The organism is Leifsonia williamsii (assembly GCF_030433685.1).
In the GTDB taxonomy this organism is placed as follows: Bacteria; Actinomycetota; Actinomycetes; order Actinomycetales; family Microbacteriaceae; genus Leifsonia; species Leifsonia williamsii.
Map to the genome: position 1 here is coordinate 1,896,946 of NZ_JAROCF010000001.1, position 17,786 is coordinate 1,914,731.

15 protein-coding genes are annotated in these 17,786 nt (G+C 66.3%); 5 read left to right on the forward strand and 10 right to left on the reverse strand.

Features of this window, described 5'->3' with window-relative positions:
- Window positions 1–168: 168 nt before the first annotated feature.
- Complete coding sequence (locus tag P5G50_RS08880; RefSeq protein WP_363319492.1) at window positions 169–3,747, reverse strand: nSTAND1 domain-containing NTPase; 3,579 nt, start codon at window positions 3,745–3,747, stop codon at window positions 169–171.
- Window positions 3,686–4,360, reverse strand: a complete 675-nt coding sequence (locus P5G50_RS08885) for an AfsR/SARP family transcriptional regulator (RefSeq protein WP_301210845.1) — start codon at window positions 4,358–4,360, stop codon at window positions 3,686–3,688. Before P5G50_RS08885 ends, P5G50_RS08880 begins: the two co-directional genes overlap by 62 nt.
- A gap of 152 nt (window positions 4,361–4,512) precedes the next feature.
- Here P5G50_RS08885 and P5G50_RS08890 point away from each other — a divergent pair, with 152 nt between their 5' ends.
- Entirely contained in the window at window positions 4,513–4,719 is a 207-nt protein-coding gene (locus P5G50_RS08890; RefSeq protein WP_301210844.1) for a hypothetical protein, read from the forward strand.
- 18 nt (window positions 4,720–4,737) lie between these two features.
- Here the strand turns inward: P5G50_RS08890 and P5G50_RS08895 are convergent, their stop codons facing one another.
- On the reverse strand, window positions 4,738–5,163 hold the full coding sequence (locus P5G50_RS08895) for a hypothetical protein (RefSeq protein WP_301210842.1): 426 nt from the start codon (window positions 5,161–5,163) through the stop codon (window positions 4,738–4,740).
- Window positions 5,164–5,498: 335 nt separating this feature from the next.
- On the opposite strand from P5G50_RS08895, the gene P5G50_RS08900 reads away from it, so the two are divergent.
- The 3 genes from P5G50_RS08900 (at window position 5,499) to P5G50_RS08910 (ending at window position 8,625) form a co-directional block, all read left to right on the forward strand.
- Window positions 5,499–6,062 carry a hypothetical protein gene (locus P5G50_RS08900; protein WP_301210841.1) on the forward strand — a complete coding sequence of 188 codons (564 nt, stop codon included), beginning with the start codon at window positions 5,499–5,501 and terminating at the stop codon, window positions 6,060–6,062.
- A gap of 263 nt (window positions 6,063–6,325) precedes the next feature.
- Window positions 6,326–6,877: a PadR family transcriptional regulator gene (locus P5G50_RS08905; protein WP_301210839.1), complete on the forward strand. Its 552-nt coding sequence runs from the start codon at window positions 6,326–6,328 to the stop codon at window positions 6,875–6,877.
- Window positions 6,878–6,882: 5 nt separating this feature from the next.
- Window positions 6,883–8,625 (forward strand): ABC1 kinase family protein, encoded by a 1,743-nt coding sequence (locus tag P5G50_RS08910; RefSeq protein ID WP_435870858.1) that lies wholly within the window; start codon window positions 6,883–6,885, stop codon window positions 8,623–8,625.
- Between the two features lie 18 nt (window positions 8,626–8,643).
- Here the strand turns inward: P5G50_RS08910 and P5G50_RS08915 are convergent, their stop codons facing one another.
- The 6 genes from P5G50_RS08915 to P5G50_RS08940 all read right to left on the reverse strand — a co-directional run bounded on the left by P5G50_RS08915 (window position 8,644) and on the right by P5G50_RS08940 (window position 16,190).
- Entirely contained in the window at window positions 8,644–9,099 is a 456-nt protein-coding gene (locus tag P5G50_RS08915; RefSeq protein WP_301210838.1) for a very short patch repair endonuclease, read from the reverse strand.
- Window positions 9,100–9,172: 73 nt separating this feature from the next.
- The gene (locus tag P5G50_RS08920) at window positions 9,173–9,922 is read right to left on the reverse strand and encodes a DUF6339 family protein (protein WP_301210837.1); all 750 of its coding nucleotides are present in this window, start codon (window positions 9,920–9,922) and stop codon (window positions 9,173–9,175) included.
- A complete protein-coding gene (locus P5G50_RS08925; RefSeq protein WP_301210836.1) occupies window positions 9,919–10,800 on the reverse strand; it encodes a hypothetical protein in 882 nt (293 codons plus the stop codon). The genes P5G50_RS08920 and P5G50_RS08925 overlap by 4 nt, the downstream gene beginning before the upstream one ends.
- Entirely contained in the window at window positions 10,790–12,682 is a 1,893-nt protein-coding gene (locus P5G50_RS08930) for a hypothetical protein (protein WP_301210835.1), read from the reverse strand. Before P5G50_RS08930 ends, P5G50_RS08925 begins: the two co-directional genes overlap by 11 nt.
- Complete coding sequence (locus P5G50_RS08935) at window positions 12,679–13,638, reverse strand: PD-(D/E)XK motif protein (RefSeq protein ID WP_301210834.1); 960 nt, start codon at window positions 13,636–13,638, stop codon at window positions 12,679–12,681. The genes P5G50_RS08930 and P5G50_RS08935 overlap by 4 nt, the downstream gene beginning before the upstream one ends.
- Complete coding sequence (locus P5G50_RS08940; protein ID WP_301210833.1) at window positions 13,635–16,190, reverse strand: Z1 domain-containing protein; 2,556 nt, start codon at window positions 16,188–16,190, stop codon at window positions 13,635–13,637. Before P5G50_RS08940 ends, P5G50_RS08935 begins: the two co-directional genes overlap by 4 nt.
- Before the next feature lie 114 nt (window positions 16,191–16,304).
- Between P5G50_RS08940 and P5G50_RS08945 the strand changes: the two genes are divergently transcribed.
- Window positions 16,305–17,402, forward strand: a complete 1,098-nt coding sequence (locus P5G50_RS08945; protein ID WP_301210831.1) for a DNA cytosine methyltransferase — start codon at window positions 16,305–16,307, stop codon at window positions 17,400–17,402.
- Between the two features lie 50 nt (window positions 17,403–17,452).
- Here the strand turns inward: P5G50_RS08945 and P5G50_RS08950 are convergent, their stop codons facing one another.
- Window positions 17,453–17,746 (reverse strand): hypothetical protein, encoded by a 294-nt coding sequence (locus tag P5G50_RS08950; protein ID WP_301210830.1) that lies wholly within the window; start codon window positions 17,744–17,746, stop codon window positions 17,453–17,455.
- Between the last annotated feature and the right edge of the window lie 40 nt (window positions 17,747–17,786).

Consider the following 17,786-nt stretch of genomic DNA (forward strand, 5'->3'; position numbering starts at 1 on the left):
CTCTTTTCACTGCTCGCACTGACAAATGGGGTCCCCGCCCGCGAGGGGCCCCGGGCGTCGCTTCTCGCGCAGCGAGACGCGGCGTTCGGGGTAGCGGGTGGGGCGCAGCCTGGTGACGAGCGTGGAGAACCTGTGGCCGCGAAGCGTCTCCACGCCGACCATCAGCCTTCAACCCCCAGCCCCCGCACACGTCCCCACCCGCCCCTCCCCAGGGAAATACGTAGCCCACTCCTCCTCCGAGAGCTCCCGCCCCGCCAACTCACACGCCCGCAACGCCTGCTCAGCCACACGTAAATCCCACACCCGGATCCCATCGGGGAGCGCCTCGAGCAGGGTCTCGCCGTCGGCGGTGAGGTACCCACCCCGCAGCCGTACCCCCGACGCGTCGCTGTCGACCGGACTGGCGAGCGCGATGTCCGCCGTCAGGTCGTAGAGGGTGAGTGCGTTGTTGAAGCCGACGTTCAGGAGGGTGCGGCCGTCGGTGCTGACCGACGTCAGCTGACTACCGCCGATGGCTCGGGCGAGAGCCGAGAGCGGCTTGAGGGTGTGGATGTCGTAGCGGCGCGCATAGCTCGCAGCGACACCGATGAACTGATCGTCGTCGAGTACGAGGCTCGATTCGAGGTCATGGAGGCCGCGCACGAGGAGTCGTCCGCTCGGGATGTCGAAGACGCCGGTCTCCGAGCGTGCCTGGTCGACCGCCCAGGTGACCACGGCGAGTGTCGCGTCGGGGGTCTCGCTCGCCGCGCGGACATCGAGCCGGCTGTCCGGCACTCTCATGATGGGCCCGAGAGGCGTGCCCGTTGACGGGTCGAAGGCGACGATCCCCTGTGGCCACCAGGCGAAGGCCGGGGCGTCCCATCCGCCGGGCAGGACGTTGAACGATTTCGGCACGCCGGGGATGCGAAGCGGGATCGTCTCGCCCGTCGATCGGCGCTCCAGCCGCGGCTCGCCCGACCGTTCCTCCGGGTCGTAGCGGGCGTATCTCGCCACGACACCGGAGCCGAGCGGAATGATCAGATCCGCCTCCTCGCCGACCGGGGCGTCACGCTTCAGGTCCCACAGTCGCATGCGGCCACCGCCGACGGGCTGGGTGACGACGAGCGATCCTCCTGCCTCCGGACCGTTCACGAGTTCGCGCCCCTTCGCTACGACGTCCGCATCGGTGCCGCCGCCGTCGATCCGCCAGCGCATCCAGGTCGGAGGTTGCGAGACGGCCACGAGGAGGGTTCCGCCATCGATCCTCTCGAACCTCGGCAGCTGATTCAGTTGAAGCGCGGCATGCGCCCTCCTCGTCTCGCCCGTCGCAAGGTCGACGAGTGCGACTCCTTCGTACGACCCGCACGCCACGGTCGTGTCCGTTGCGAGGTACAGGGAGTAGCAGTTCCGTGTCGGGTCCGGGAACCGCCGCCAGAGGGTTTCGCCCGTGGCGAGGGAGACGCGCACCGTCCCGTCCCATCCCGTCGTCACGACGCCTCCTCGGCCGTCGGCGATCACATCCATGCTCGATACGTCCCCCTCGAGCGGGATGGTCCGGGTCAGCGCGAGGGTCGCGCGATCGTACAGGCGGAGCTGGTTGCCGGCACCGACAGCGACGAGGCCGTCGCCGACGAGCGCCACACCATGGACGTTCTCGATCTGTTTCGGATGGGCGTCGAAGGCGGCAGCGCTCGAGCGCACCTCCCCCGTCGCCGTGTCGACCGCGATGATGTCTGCGGTGACCGTTTCCGCGACGTAGAGAGTCCGCCCCGCTGGGTCGAGGGTCATCATCCCCGACATCGGTGAGCGGACGAGCCCTGTGCTGGGCAGCGGCTTCCCGTTCGAGAGATCCAGGAACGTGAGGTGCGCCCAGCAGCACTCGTCGGTGTTGGAGGGGTCCGGGTAGACGGGCGATTGGATCGCCGCGACGGATCCGTCGGCACTCACCTCGACGGTGCGGCTCCAGCCCGGCGGCGTAGCGGGCAGGCCGAGCTCGAACGTCCGGAGCACGTCGCCCGTGGCGACGTCGACGACCTCGACGGCGGGGTGTCCGGTGCTGTCCCGGTTGGACGAGACGCGCAGCGCCGTCCCCGTGTCCGGGAGCATGTCCATCGAGGGGTAGAGCGCACCCCTGTCGTGGTGCATGTCGACGAGACCGGCCGTGCTCGTCATGACCCCCCAGAGCGCGGATCGCGTGCGCGGATCGTCGGGCCACCGCCGGTATGTCTCCGCCGCGAGCAGTGCGGCCGTCTCACGGTCGTTGTCGAGCAGCGAGAGGGAGGTCGCCACGAGCGCCTCGATGCGGGCGTCCTCGGCAGCGCGGCCCGCCTCTCCGCCGCGCACGGCAGCGAGCGCTCCGCCGAAGATCGCGGCGATCAGCAGCACGCCGGCGCCGGCCATCGCCCACCGCAGCCAGCGGTTGACGCGCTTGTCGCGAGCAGCGCGCCGCGCGAGTTCCCGGATCTCGTCCTGTTCCCGCTCGGCGGACGCATCCAGGAACTCCCGCTCCACCGTCGTGAGCTCCGGCTCCGACCCGTCTCGCCAGTCCAACGCCGCCTGCAGCCGGGCACCGCGCAGGAGGTCGTCGTTCCGCCGCCCCGAGCCGTTCCATAGCTCTGCCGCCGTGGAGACGGTCGCCACCAGACGAGCGCCTTCAGCATCCTCCTCGAGCCATTGGTCCAGGCGCGGCCACGCCGTGGCGAGCGCCTCGTGAGCGACGGTGACCTCGTCGCCGTCGGTCGTGAGCAGCCGGGCGGCCACGAGGCGGTTGAGCACCCCGCGCCACGCCGGATCGGCGACGAGGGGCGCGAGCGCGGCGGTGCGTCGCACGGAGGCGCCATCGGCTCCGCGGTGCACGAGGCGGAGCATGAGCGAGCGGCAGGCGGCGGCGTCGTGGGCGTCGAGGGAGCGGTAGAGCGTCTCGGCCGACTGGGCGATGGCCCCCGTGATGCCACCGGACGCCTCGTACCCGGCCACCGTGAGGGTCGCTCCTTCACGGCGGACCCAGGTCTCCTCCAGGGCGTGGGAGACGTGGGGGAGGGTGGTGCGCCGGTCGGCGGCATCCCGCACGATCACCTCGACCAGCCCCGGCTCGAGCCGCAGGCCGGCACGGGCGGCCGGCCCCTCGATCGCCTCGCGCAGACCGTCGGTGTCGAGTGGTCCGATGGCGTACACGGCACGGCCGATCAGAGCGCCGATGCGGGGGAGGCCCGTCGCCCGGTCGAGGAAGTCGCTGCGCAGCGTCATGAGCACGATCGACCCGCCAGCAAGCGCCTCTGCGACGATCCTGCACAGCTCGTCACGTTCCCGCTCCGGTAGCTGGAGGATCGCCTCGGCTTGATCGACGACCACGATATCGGCGGGTCCGCCGGCGTCGATCGTCGCGCGCAGGGCGCTCGCGGCCTCCCGACCCGCCGTGATCACCGCAGTGCGTCGTCCGTCGGCGATGCGCGGCAGCAACCCGGCCAGCACGAGGGAGGACTTGCCCGAACCGGAGGCGCCCACCACGACGGTGAGCGACCCCTCCCGCACGCGCTGGCGCATGGCTTCGATGTCGGCATCCCGTCCGAAGAAGTCCTCCGTGTCGGCCGGCGAGAAGGGCTGGAGGCCGCGGTAGGGGCAGGTGTCGCTCACGCGATGCGGCGGCGCGGTCGGCGCCAGCGCCGGATCCTGCCGCAGCATCGACGATTCGAGCGCACGGAGCCGATCACCGATGTCGATGCCGAGGTCGTCCGCGAGCCGCGCCCGCGCCGACCGGATGCTCGACAGCGCCTCGGCTTGCCGGCCGGCGCGGTAGTTTGGCGATCGCGAGGATCGCCCAGCGGTTCTCGCGCAGCGGCGACTCCCGCACCAGCCGCTCCGCGTCGGCGACGACGGCGCTGTGCTCGCCCTCCGCGAGCCGCGACTCGAGCAGCTCCTCCTCGACGCTGCGACGGATCTCCACCAGCCTCTCGGCCTCGACGGCGGCCGGCTCCCAGTCGACCAGCTCCGGGTACGGTGCGCCCCGCCACATCCCGAGGGCCCGCCGGTACGCGGCGACAGCTCGGTCGTGCTCGTCGTGCATCGCGTGCTTGCGAGCATCGGAGACCAGCCGTTCGAACTCGAACGCGTCGATTGTCGCCGGGTCGAGGCCGAGGGTGTACTCGGAGCCCCGGGTGATCACCGCGCGCTGTCCGAGGTCGGCACGGATTCGAGCAACCGCCGTCTTCACCTGCTGGGTCCACGTGCGCGGAAGGTCCGCCCCCCAATACGCCTGGGCGAGCTCGCCGGTGGCGACGGAACGGCCCGCCAGCACGATCAGAGCGGAGAGCACGACGCGCTCTCGCGGACTCAGGGTGTGCGCGGTCCCGGTATCGAGCGGACCGAGCACCTTCACGGTCATGAGGACAGTGTGGGCGGTGTCCGGGAGGGCGGCAACGGTTGTTGTTGCGGGTGAATACCGGACGAGTACCGGGGGAGGAGGCGGCGAGTACCGGGGGGCGGGACGGTGGAGGGGTGCCTCCTTGAGGCGTGCCTTCGTGAAAGGGGAAGATCATGAACTACGACACGTTCGTCGCCTCCCGCATCGACTCTCACCGTGCGGCTGCGCTGGCGCGGGAGAACGAGCTGCTTCGGTCGCAGGGGGAGCGGGGGGTTGCTGTGCGGCGGCCGGTTGTTGATGCGCGGCGCAGGTTGAGCGGTGCGTGGTGGGCGGTGTTCGGGCGGATCGGGCATGGGCACCGGCCGGTGGCGCATCTGTGAGGGAGTCGCCTGACCGCGTCACCGGACCGTGATCCCGACGCTGTACCCGGCGCACGATCCGAATCCTGAGTCGTCGCACTGGTCGTACGTGCTGCCCTCCACCACGATGACGGCCTCGCCAGCTGTGAACGCCTCGGGCACCGTGATTGCGGCATGGAAGGTTCCGTTCTCCTGCACTGGCACCCCTATCGCGGGAGATGACGCCCCGACCTGCCTGACGGTCACGCGGTATGAATGGTCGCCTTCGTAGCCGAGGTTGCACTCCACGCCCCCGCTGGAGATCAGGACCACTTCGCCGGGCGCGGCCGCCGACGGCTCGGCGACCAGCCGGTCGGGGAGGCATACGTGCGCCGAGACGTACGCCGGGCCGGCGCATCCGGCGAGTGCTGCGGCTGCCAGGACGACGACGGCGCCGAGAACCCCGAGACTCCTGATGCGCCGCATGCGGGCAGCCTAGTGCCGCGTGCCCGCGGTAGACGAGGCGTTGCACCCTGGCCTATAGACCCCCTAGTCTGCATATGTGAAGTGCGAAATATTAACTTCACTTGCCGACAAGAAAGGCCACGTTGATGCGGCTCAGGACAACGCTTGCTTCGATCACCACTGCCGGATTTCTCGCCATGACTCTCGTCGCGGGCGCTCCGGCCTCCTCCGCTGAGCCGGACCCGTCTACGCCGGACGGCTACGCAGCAGCACTGGAAGCGAGAGCGACGAAATCGCCTGAAGCCAAACGCTCGCTGAAGCAGTTCAAGGCTCTGCCGGCGGCCAAGAAGAAGCGCTTGCTCCAGATCCTCCAGGACCCTGACTTCCTCGCCGAGTTCTTCGACAAGACTGGCGAGGTCGAGGGAGTCGAGCAGAGCGAGGAGTTCCCGGGCGAAGTGACCTACACGGAGTCGGATTCGGTCACCGACCCGTCGATCACCGCGGAGACATCCTCGAAGCTGTCCGAGTTCACCGCCCGTCCCACTGTGCGCAGTGCATCCATCCTGCGTGCGAACTACCCCGCGAACAGCGTCGCCACCGGAACGGCCACGTCGTCGTGCGTGGTGCTCGGCGTTACGATCACCACTCTGAAGATCTGGGTGACCTTCAAGACCGGCAACCTCGGCATCCCGAAGTCGGTCGCGAGCTACGGCTCAGGAGCCAGCAACTTCAACTTCTTCGTCACCGTGAGCGCCACCAACAACCCCGCCTGCGTCGACTCCTCGAAGGGCCTCGCGGTGGCCTCCACGACCTGGCACGGCTACGTGCTGGTGAAGGGCCTCGGCGCCTCCTTCGACAAGCGCGACACCGCGAAGTTCTTCAACGGCGGCCTGTACTCGCACACGCTGGTGAACATCTGATGGGGATGTCGAAGCGGGCGCTGGTGGTGTTGATTGTGGGGGTTGTGGCGGTTGCGGTGGTCGGGGTTGCGCTTGCTGTGACGGGGGTCGTTGCATGGATGAGTTTCGAGGTGGGTTAGTAGACGTCGGTGATGCCCCGCTGGAGAGTTTGAGTCCCTCCAGGGCCCGAATGTCTCTGTCTGCGTGCATGCTGAGTTCTCTGTGCGTGGGGCGAATAACGATATATCGTGAGCTATCGCCAACGACGAAGGAGGCTCCCCGTCATGAGCACCTCATTCCCCAACAACCCGTTCGGCTCCGGCCCCAACGCCGAGTCCCTCTGGCAAGCCTTCGACAATTTCCGCTCGACCTTCGAGAAGCGCGTCAACACCCGCATGGGCCGCGGTGACGTGCGCGCCGCCGTGCTCGCCCTGCTCAAGGAGCAGCCCATGCACGGCTACCAGATCATCCGCGAGATCGAGGAGCGCAGCGGCGGCTCGTGGAAGCCGTCCGCCGGCTCCGTGTATCCGACCCTCCAGCTCCTCGCCGATGAGGGCCTCATCACCGCCACCGAGGAGGGCGGGCGCAAGACGTACGCGCTCACCGAGGAGGGGCGGGCCGTCGCCGCCGAGAGCACCGATGTGCCGTGGAGTGGGAGCGGCAGCGACAGCCAGCCGAAGAGCAAGTCGTTCGGTGACCTGCCCAAGGCCGGAATCGAGCTTGCTCAGGCCGCCGCGCAGGTCAACCGCACCGGGACCGCGGCCCAGGTGCAGGAGGCCGTCGCCGTGCTCGAAGAGGCGCGGCGGAAGCTCTACGCGATCCTCGCGCAGGACTGAGCCCGGTGACCGCGCCGTCCGACGCGACCACCCCCGCCTCCGCGCCGGCGAACCCCGGCGCGGGGGTGACGCGCGCCCGCTACCGGCGCATCCTCCGGTTCGCCGGGTGGAACCTCGCCGTGACGTGGTGGTACGAGCTGTTCCTGCCGCGGATCGGGCTCGCGCGCGTCGCCGAGCGGACGCGGTCGAAGCGGATGCGGCGGTTCGCCAAGCGGTTCCACGGGCTCGCGATCGAGCTCGGTGGGCTGATGATCAAGGTCGGGCAGTTCATGTCGTCGCGGCTCGACGTGCTGCCGCCGGAGATCACAGCCGAGTTGGAGGGGTTGCAGGACGAGGTTCCGGCTGTTCCGTTCGGTGAGATCCGGGCGCTGGCGGAGGCGGAGCTGGGAGTGCCGCTGGAGCGGGCGTTCGCGTACGTCGACCCGACTCCCGTCGCGGCGGCCTCCCTCGGGCAGGCGCATCGCGGACGGCTCGCGCCGGAGACGGCCGCGGAGGTCGGGTTCAACGAGATCGTCGTCAAGGTGCAGAGGCCAGGGATCGACGCCATCGTCGACGTCGACCTCGCGGCGCTGCGGCGGGTCGGGCGGTGGCTGAGTCACGTGCGGCTCGTGTCGGATCGGGTGGATGCGCCGGCGCTCGTCGAGGAGTTCGCTGCTACGAGCCTCCACGAGATCGATTACGTGCATGAAGCAGGGAATGCCGAGCGGTTCGAGGCGGACTTCAGTGGTGATGCGCGTGTGGCGGTGCCGTCAGTGGTGTGGGAGCGGACGACGCGTCGTGTGCTGACACTCGCGGATGTCACGGCGATCAAGATCACCGACGCCGAGGCGTTGCGCGCGGCGGGCATCGACCCGGCCGCGGTGGCGCCGGTGTTCGCGACGGTGATGTTCGATCAGCTGTTCACGAGCGGGTACTTCCACGCGGACCCGCACCCGGGCAACATCTTCGTCACGCCGGTGGCGCCGGGAACGCCCGCGGCCGGCGACGGTTCGCAGCCGTGGAAGCTGACATTCATCGACTTCGGAATGATGGGGGAGGTGCCGGCGGGCATCCGGCGCGGCCTCCGCAAGCTGCTGATCGCCGCGGCGGGACGCGACGGCAAGGGGCTGGTCGACGCGATGCGCGACGTGGGCGTGCTGCTGCCGACGGCCGACACGACCGAGCTGGAACGCGCGATGGCGCACCTGTTCGCGCGGTTCGGCGGGATGGGATTCGCGGAGCTGCGGGAGGTGAACCCGCGGGAGTTCCGCGACTTCGCCAACGAGTTCGGGGACGTGGTGCGGTCGCTGCCGTTCCAGCTGCCGGAGAACTTCCTCCTGATCGTGCGCGCGATGTCGCTGACGTCGGGGGTGTGCAGCGCGCTCGACCCGTCGTTCAACCTGTGGGACTCGGTCGAGCCGTACGCCGCGCAGCTGCTGCGCGAGGAGCGCGGGAACGTCGCGGGCGACTTCGGGCGGGAGGCGCTGGAGATCCTCGGGGTGCTGTCGCGGTTGCCGCGGCGGGTGGACGCGCTGGTGACGCAGATCTCGGACGGGAAGCTGGAGGTCACGAACCCGCGGCTGGAGAAGGCCGCTCTGCGGTTGGAGAAGACCGGGCGGCGGTTGGTGGCCGCGCTGGTGTTCGGGGCTGTGCTGGTGTCGGGGGCGTTGGTGCGGGGGGAGGATGCGGGGTTGGGGAATGTGTTGATGGTGGGGAGTCTGGTGCCGTTGGGGTTCGCGGTGTTTGCGGGGAGGGGTGGGCGGCGCTGAGGCAGCCGTTCGCGGCCGTTAGACTCTATCGGCTGGATCGTGCTCCGGCCGCAGGGAGGCGATGATAGCAGCCGCTATGCTTTCTGGCGCCTCATGCTCCCAGAATCGCTGCACCGTCCATCCCGCATCACGCAGCAATCGGTCGGTGTCCCGGTCGCGTTGGATGTTCGTGCGTAATTTGGGCAGCCAGTAGTCGCTGTTCGCTTTCGGATACGTTGCGTGCTGCGGGCATCCGTGCCAAAAACAGCCGTCGATGAAGACCGCCAGCTGTACGCGCGTGAACACTATATCGGCGCGGCGTCGACCGCCCAATGGAGGGAAGTCCACCCGATAGCGAAGCCCCGCGCGATGCAAGAGGGTGCGGACGGCGAGCTCAGGAGCGGTGTCGCGCCCGCGGTTCGATTGCATCGATTTGCGGGACGCGAGCGAACTCGCCCACGAGCCATTGGCGGTACCCGATCCGGGACGTGCCATCGATTCATCTCCTCCACGCCCCGACCTGCTGGGTCGAGCGACCTCGAATCGGCGGCAGAGCCTTCCAGCACAATCAGGCGACGTCCTCCTCGCCTAGCTCCTGAGGCGCTTCGACCACCCAGGCCGCGGATTCGTTCAGCATCTCTTGACATAGCCACGTTACGCCGGTGTCATCGAGTGCTCTCGCATCGATGAAGGCCAGACGGCGACGGAGGCGTGCCGCGGCATTTCGGATGAGATCCCGTCGGTGGCCCGGCAGTTGGGCATTCGTCCTGACCAGCGCGTCAGCGATACCGATGACCAGTCGAGGGTCCCCACCGATCACGCGCCGCTCAAGAACCTGGTTGAGGTCGCTCTCCGAGAGGACATCCAACAGATCGGGCCGCTGTTGGAACACAGTTCCTCTCCACCACGCCCGTGCCCAGATATGCCGCGTCAAGTCGCTCGCGATCCATCGCTCAGGATTGCCAGTGCCGAATCGCCATCGTGTCACGTCCGGCAGCGCTACCAGCGCGAGGAACGACCAAATCTCGGTCGCGGCGGCTTCACTCCAAGACAGGTCCATGACCTCGACGAGTACACGTGCCACGCGGCGATCGAATTCAATTCGCTTCGCAGGCTCAAGTGACGCCGGAAAACCGCACGCTGTGGCCTCTGCGCGGACAGCATCGGACACTTTTGCGACATCGGTTGGAGTCGCTCGTCGTCCACCGACGGGAGCAAAAATCTGAGCGCTGTGTTCAGTCGCGGCTGACAGGTCTTCGGCGGTCTCATACAGGCGCTCCGCAGCAGATCGTGGGAGCCTCGGGTAAAGCAGATTCATCCGAAACGCCTCCCGAAGCCTTCTGCGCGAGCCGCCCCTTGGAATGCTGCGCTGATCGCCGTGGCGTCATCGCCGTGGATGGTTCCGATCACACCCTGGTCATCAGCTATCGCCAGATATCCCGCGAGCAACTCACCGACAGACTGTTCTTCCCAATCCTCGGACTCGATCTCGATGCGGCGCGAGGCCGCCTGCGCGATCAGAAAGCCCCCCACCTGCCCCTCGAGCTCGTTGATGAGGGCGGCCTGCCTCTGATCCGGTGTGGCGGCCGCGAGGGCCGTCAGAAGGTCGGCATCCCTCGTATTGATGAGGAGAAGCACTGAACCGAGCACAGGAAGACTCAGGTCGTCGGGAAGTTGCAGCGCCCAACTTGCGTCAGGGTGGTATCGCGTCACGGAGAAGTCGAGCTCCGTCATAGGGAACATCGGCCCGCTTCCCTCCAGGACGACGGTTCGTTCGTGTTCGAAAAGGACGGATCCCGCCCACCGGGCGGTTCCGAGGGGTCTCGAAATGTCGGTGGTCGCGACTGCGATCGTCGTTCGTAGGGAGATGCTTCCGCCCAATCGGCCGGCGGGAAGCGTCAATTCGACAAGTTGCTCAGCGAGGAGTGGTGCGCGATATGCGGACTCGGTCATGAACGATTGCCTGTTGTTCCAGCTGACCGTAAGTACGAGCGGAGTTTCGGAAGGAAGGCCCGAGTCGTCAAGCACCGCGTTCGGATCGCAACGGATCGAACGTTGTACGCAGATATCGGTGAGGGGATCCCACCCCTCGAGGTACTCGGGAAGCTCCCGGCCATCCGCCTCTGGCATCAACCATTCCGACATCTCCACCGTGCCCTCGGCGATTTTGCGGAAGGGCCACACGTCATGCGACATCCGTATCGTCCTCCACTTCCAGGCGGAATCGAGTGACCGCGGCGTCGCTGAACTGTGCAACCACCACCCAGTCCTGTACGCCGCGAAGTGCTGTGACTGTGTCGCCCGCTTGATTGATCGACGAATCAGTCGCCGCATACCACCCAAGCACTTGGGGAGTGAACGCACCCCTCGGCGCGGCGCTCTCACGGCTGCCACCATCCAAGACGACATCCAACCTCGCTCGGACCGCCGTAACAGACGCTGGATCCTCCACACGGACTCGGGTGAACACCCCCAACGAGCCCTCGTAGGGCTGAACCCAGGGGTCGCCTTCGAGTCGAGCGCGCTGGGGGCGGCGCCCCGGGCCGGTACCGTCTCCCGTCCTGCCTGCGCCGCTCGTAGTGCCGCGACCTTCACCGTTTCTCGCGCTTCCCCGTCCGACGCCCCCGATCCCGATCGGGTCGGCTCCTGTCGCGCGGAGACCGGCCACAAGCCGGGACAACCGACGCGAGCCGTGCCCGAGGCCTCGCGATCCGTTCCCCTTCGGGGTCGCGGACATAGCGAACTGCCTGTTGGCGGCATCGCGGATCCAGCGCTTGGCTCCGTCCACGACTGCCCGCGCAGACTTGTCGAGTCCCTCAGGATTCCATCGGTCGTGGGTCGGAGGCTCGGCTGCTGCGAAGAATTCATCGGCCTCGGACGAGGCTCGAAACACGCCCCCATAACAGAACAGAGGATCAGGGTGAGGTGGGCCCTCGAAGTAGTCCACGACGAGCCCTGCCTGGCGCATGCGAACGACATGATGTGCCGGCCCGTCGAACGGTCGAGCGGATGCGATGACCGGCGTTTCGATCTGTTCAGCGAGCCCAGTCCGGACGACGAGGTCGCCGACGTGTATCCGAGGCTCGGAGGTGCGGTTATACGTTCTCTTGTCCCCGCCGCCCAGCAGCTTGAAGGATTCAGCGAACGGTCTGAGCCCCAGAACGTCAGTGGGAGAGGGGATCGGGATGGCCTCGTCTTCGACGTGCACGCTGAAGGTCATGGCGGGCTCCGACGACGCCGATATGGCGCGGAACTTCGGCCAGAGATTCCACAGAATCGCAGACGCCAGGTGGACACCGATAGCAGTCGGGTTCGTGCGTCTCTCGGAGATGCCGCCGAGTTCTAGGTCTGCGGCGAGTACCACGATGTTGGTGCCCGTCGCATCGGCCTCGAATTCGGGCAGTCCCAGCGCTCTGGCGACGACGTCTGCGTCGTCGTCGAGAAGAGGATCGACGACGTCGCCGTCGAGGCGCCCCCACCAGTGGCGTCCGGTCAGCCTCACATCGGAGCCGTCCTCCCACAGGTCGTCGCCCAGGGCTGCGCCCATCAAGCGCCGCTGATGTCTGCTTCCATGAAGGACGCGGCTGTCGGCCAGAATGGTCCGAACGCGGCTTGTTCGATAAAAGATTCCCTTCCCGAAACCGTAGGTGCCACCCCCGAGGACGGTGTCACGAGGTTCGCCCACGTTCCTCAGAAACTGAACGAAGTCATTCTTCTCGCCGACCCTCGGCCGCTGCGTCGCTCTGATCGGGCCGGCGAGACCCTGAGTGCCGCGGTCGGAGATGATCAGCTGCCAGGAATCGGGCGCCAACGCTGCGTCGAAGCCGTCGATCGAGCGAGCCGGCGGACCGGGGAGCAGGAGATCCTTCCAAGCCTCGGACCGATCCCCTAGGCGCTGAAGTCGCATCGCGAAATGAACGTCTGAATCCCCCCGCCTGGCGTCCCAGCTGTTCTGAGCGGCCTCACGGACCAGGATCGTGAATTCATCCAAGCTGGGGCGTCCGAGCTGTCGCAGAATGCCTGAGGCGGTCGACGAGCCCTCGGCGTCAAAAGTCTGGGACTTCCACTGGCCGGTCATCTCGCCGCTTTCGCGATCGCCGCGCTCGGCGCAGACGGCTTCATGATCGCCCTCAGGGCGTCGATCGACACGTCGTACTCCGCTCTTGTAATGCCCCCCACAGCAGCCTCCAGTCGAGGAATGCGATCATCGACTTCGACGACGAACGCATCAACGACCACGAGGCGTTCATCCGGCGTCGTCTTGGTGAAGCCGACCGCTGCCAGCGCATTGTCCAAGGCGCCCGAGCCGCAGCGACTTTCGATGTCCGAAATGAGCTGTCGAATGGTGCTGCCCTCCTCGGACTCGCCGAGTCGGTACACGAGAAGCGCTAGCGGGCGCTCATCGTGAGCAGCCAGTTGCTCGAGCCCGTGAATCGTTACGGAATTCGATGATGTGCTCGCGCCCTTGACCTCGATACAACCGCCCGGAAGCTCGAAATCATGGCTGAGGCCAGAGGGTCCGGTCCAGTACTTGGCGGCGCTCGCACCGAGAGATTCAGCGCTCGCCTGCAGCGTCAGCAGTTCCGCGAAGAGGCCGAAGCGTTGATTCCGGCCGAAGCCGACGAGCGCGGCCGCCCTGAACATCGCGCGCCACTCCGAGAGCGAGCTGTCCACGGCGGCTCCGACATCCCCTGCCGAACGGGCCCTACCGAGCACTCCGATAATGAGCTCGTCGAAGAGATCGAACAGCGTTGCGTTCGAGCATCGGACGTCGAGGTACCTCTTACCGTGCGCGCCGGCGAACGCGAGTGATCGCACCGATTCCCGGAGGGGTGAGTCAATCTGGTTCCAAGGGCGAGTGGGGATGCCCGTGGGCACGAGCAAGTGTCGAGAGCGATCACTGTCGATGGCGATCCGTACGCCGATTTCGTGGAGCGCTTCCAGCGGCAAGGAAGCCATCTCGGCGGATCGCGAGCTCGCCAGTGCTTCCCATGATCCTGCAAGCAGACCGCGCGAAAGGTGAATCGCCGTCACCGAACCCCCTCGGCCGCTCCCTCGAGGTCGTCCTCGTACGTTGACGGGTCCTCGATGGTGACATCCGACAGATCCACGGCTACCTTGCCGGCCTTCAACTGTTTCCTCTCCTCGGGCTCCCCAGGGAACACGATGCCGAACCCGACTACAGCGCCGACGGCATCCAGTGCTTGACGAGACGCACGTGACCGCTCGGTCTGGGGGGCGCTCAGGGCATCGATCGGGTAAAGGACGAGAAGGCCCTTGTCGCGAACGCGGTCGACCGTCTCTCGGAGCGCCACCAACTCCTGTTCGCTCATCGCGTCGAGCTCGCCGGTAGAGCGTTCGAGGTCGAGTCCGCGGTCACCTCGATTCATCACGTTCTTGATATCCGCTTTGGAATCGGGTCCTTTGAGACGTGCGCGGATTACAGACCGCCAGCTTCGCGAGCCCAAGTCGATCGGTGCGTTTCCCTCCGGACCCTCAACGACCGCGACGGTCCAAGCTTCGAGGGATGCGGGAGAGTCCTGCACCCGCTGCTGAATGTACTTGAGCATCAGCTTTCGATCGAGATCCGGAGAGTCCTCGTGCACTTCGTACTGGCTGAGGAACCGTCTGATCGCTGTCCACGATACGTCTTCGAAAAGTGTTGCGCGCCCATTGGTGAAGTGCGAAGAGGTCGACGCCGTCGAAACCAGCTCGTCCGCGGCCTTCAGGTTCTTCTCAAGCCAAGCGGCGTCCTTGGGTTTGAAGTAGCGCGTGTACAGCCTGCGGCCGGCGAACGATACATAGTGAGGCGTGGCGGCGCCCATTTTCGCAGTGATACGCAGACTGGGATGGGTTCGGATGCGAACTGCAGCTTCCAGGGGGGTTAGATCCTGTCGCTGGTAGTGCTCTATATCGTCACGCATCTCCCGTTCCACCGTCACGAGATGGCGGAAGTTCTCCTCCAGCTCCTCGGTCATCCAGATACGCGGGAGGTCCTCGTAGCCCGTCCTATAGCCGAACCACCGCCCCATCTGCATCAGCGTGTCGTAGGTGTTGGCCGACCGCACGAAGAAGGAGACCACCAAGCCTTCGAGGGTCAGCCCTCGCGACAACGTGTTGCCCCCGATCGCGATAGCGACCAATGGTTCGTCCTCTTGATACAGCAGACGCTCGTCGCTCATCGAGTTGTCGAGTATTACCCGAGTGCTGTCGAGAATGCTTGCGAGGTGCGTGGCGATCTCCTCATAGCTGTTCTGTGAACGACCCCAGTCCGACGCGGGCACGCGAGAGGACTCCTCGTCCCAGAGGGATCGAAGCTCGGCTTGGACACTCGAGTCGACCTCGTCGAGCTCCGCACGGACCGATGCCAGAAGGTCGCTGATCGGGCCATGGAATGCGCGATGCACAGTCACGGGGATTGCGGTATGAATCAGCATGGTGCTGTGCGCGTTATGCTGCCCGCGGGCGTGGCGGGCCGCGGTGGCCAGCAAGAACCAAAGCACAGCGCGTCGGAGCTCGTCAGTTATTTCGGGCCGGAAGGACGCAGTAGCAGCCTTGTTGCGCGGCCTCAACTTCGGGATGTCGAGACCGGGCACTGCGCGGATCATGTCGTAGCCGTCGTTGCTGTCGGGATGCTCGGGCGGAAGGTCGTTGCCGAAGATCCTCTCGGGGCCGAAGTATCCGTCCGGCCGGGGAAGGTTGAGGATGAAGGACTTGGGATAGAGGTCGTCCGAGGCGGGATCGATGAACACGTTGGCGAACGGGGTCGCGGTGTACCCGATGTAGGTGTGTTTCGGAGTGAGCTCAAGAAGCTTACGGATCTTCGGGTTGATGGAGCGGGTCGCGACGGACGCCTGGTCGGCTTCATCATCGATAATGAGGACACGCATGTCGGCCAACTTCGATCGAGCGGACTCGGTGTCGAGCCACTTGATGAGCCTGGCGAGAACCGCCGCGTTCTTCTTGACCACAGCCAGCGCGGTTCGATGGTCGCTGAACACACTGACCGGCGGGCTGGCGGGTGTCTGGAAGTCGCCGTTCTCATCTGTCAAGAGATGCCAGCGCGTTGCGTTCGGTGCATGAAGCTGCGACGACAGGCGGGCCTGCGTCTGCTTGCGCAGGCCGTTGTGAACCCCGGCGAGTACGATCACGAACCGGTAGTCCTCGTCCGCCATTTTCGCGATCACGGAGATGAAGTTGGTGGTCTTGCCGCTCTGGACGTACCCCACGACGAGGCCCTTGCCGTCGAAGCTCTTCGCAGTCGGTTGCGGCGTGTGCGCAACCACCTTGCTCGAAGAGCGGTCGACGCTCGCGATCACGTCATCTCCGAGACCGGATGTCCGAAACGCGTCACGCAGCGGGTTCCAGTAGAGCGCCTCTGGTGAGGGGCCCGGATACCAAGCGTCGCCGCCGGCCTTGAGGATCGCGGGTCCGCCGTTCTCTATGAGCGCCACCTGGCTGTTGTAGAAATCGGCGAGTTCTCGGAGCGTCTCGCTCGGAAACCCGGCCGACAGACGGTCGACGGCGTTCTCAACCCCGTGTCGCCGAGCCCAATCGGCGAACATCGGGTAGATGACGTGGTCCATTCGCACTCCGAACGTGATCTTCTCAACTGAACTATGGCAGAACGAGGCGTTCTCTCTCATCACGAGTCGGTGAGTCGATCACCAGGGTCAGTGGCTGACCCTAGAATCTTGAGCATGCCAAGTGAAATCACCGTCCTTGACCTGTTCGCGGGCGCGGGCGGATTGACCGCGGGACTTCACGAGGCATCCGATCGGTTCCGCACTGTTGGGGCGGTGGAGTGGGACCAAGCAGCGGCAGCTTCCTACGAGGCCACGTACGGTGCGGGAATCGTCCACGCAGGCGACATCAAGAGCTGGTTGAACAACTCGGATGTCCCTCGGGCGGACGTGATAATCGGGGGGCCCCCGTGCCAGGGGTTCTCCAGTCTGGGCAAGCAGGACGTCGAGGACGAACGCAATTCGCTCTGGATGGAGTACGCGAGAACGATCCGGCGTGCCGAGCCGAAATATTTCGTCGTTGAGAACGTCGCCGAATTCAAGAAGTCGCCACAGTACAAGCTCTTCCTCGCTGAGACCCAACGCGGAGGGATGCTTCCGGAGTACTCATTCGAGTCAGCGGTGCTCAATGCCGCTGACTTCGGAGCCGCGCAGTCCCGTCGGAGAACCGTGATAATCGGATATCACCGTGACCTCGGTTTCCCAGGCCTACCTGAGGCCACACACTCAGCCGATCCATCGGCTACCGGGCTGAAGCGGCACGTGACGGTTGCAGATGTCCTGGGCACGGTACCGCGTAGACCGGATCGGGACCACGTCTTCGCTGAGCGTCGCACGTCTTTCAACGGGAAGTCGTTTGCAGGACAGTTCGAAGCTCGAGATCTGCATTGGAGTCGGAATTACACCGAGCTGTCCCTTCGACGATTCAGTGTCATACCAGCTGGGGGTAACCGTCGGGACCTCGAGCCGTACCCTGACCTCATGCCGGCCTGCTGGGTCAAACACAAGACGGGATCCGGCGATGTCATGGGGCGTATGCATTGGGACCGGCCGTCGGTGACGATTCGCACGGAGTTCTTCAAGCCCGAGAAGGGGCGATACATCCACCCGGAGGAGAACCGCGCAATCACCCACTACGAGGCCGCGCTGCTGCAGGGGTTCGGACCTGGACATCGCTTCGTCGGTTCGCGGACTGAGATAGCGAGGCAGATCGGCAATGCTGTGCCGATCCCATTAGGCGCCGCGATCGGTCGACAGCTCGCCGATCGGTTCTGATTCGAGTCTCTGGGCCGCGAGCGCAACCCGGCGCAGGTTTAGGGTGGCGGCTACCGCCCACCCACCTCATAAACCACCGCCGACCAATGCTCCTCCACCGCATCCCACGCCTCGGCCCCTTGGAACGCGACCCCGTACTGCACGTTCAGGATCGGCCCCAACAGGTTGAGCACGTCCGGCTGGAACGGCGTTCCCGGTGGGAAGCCCAGGCCGAAGCTGTGGATGATGGAGTCGTCGGCGGCGCGGAGCCAGATGCCCCAGCCTTGCGAGACGGGCATCGCGACCACGCGGAAGACGTGGGCGGGGTCGTAGTCGGCGGGGAGGGCGTCCGGGCGGTCCGTCATGAGGGCCACGCTACACAACCGGTGAGCGGGGGTGCGGGAG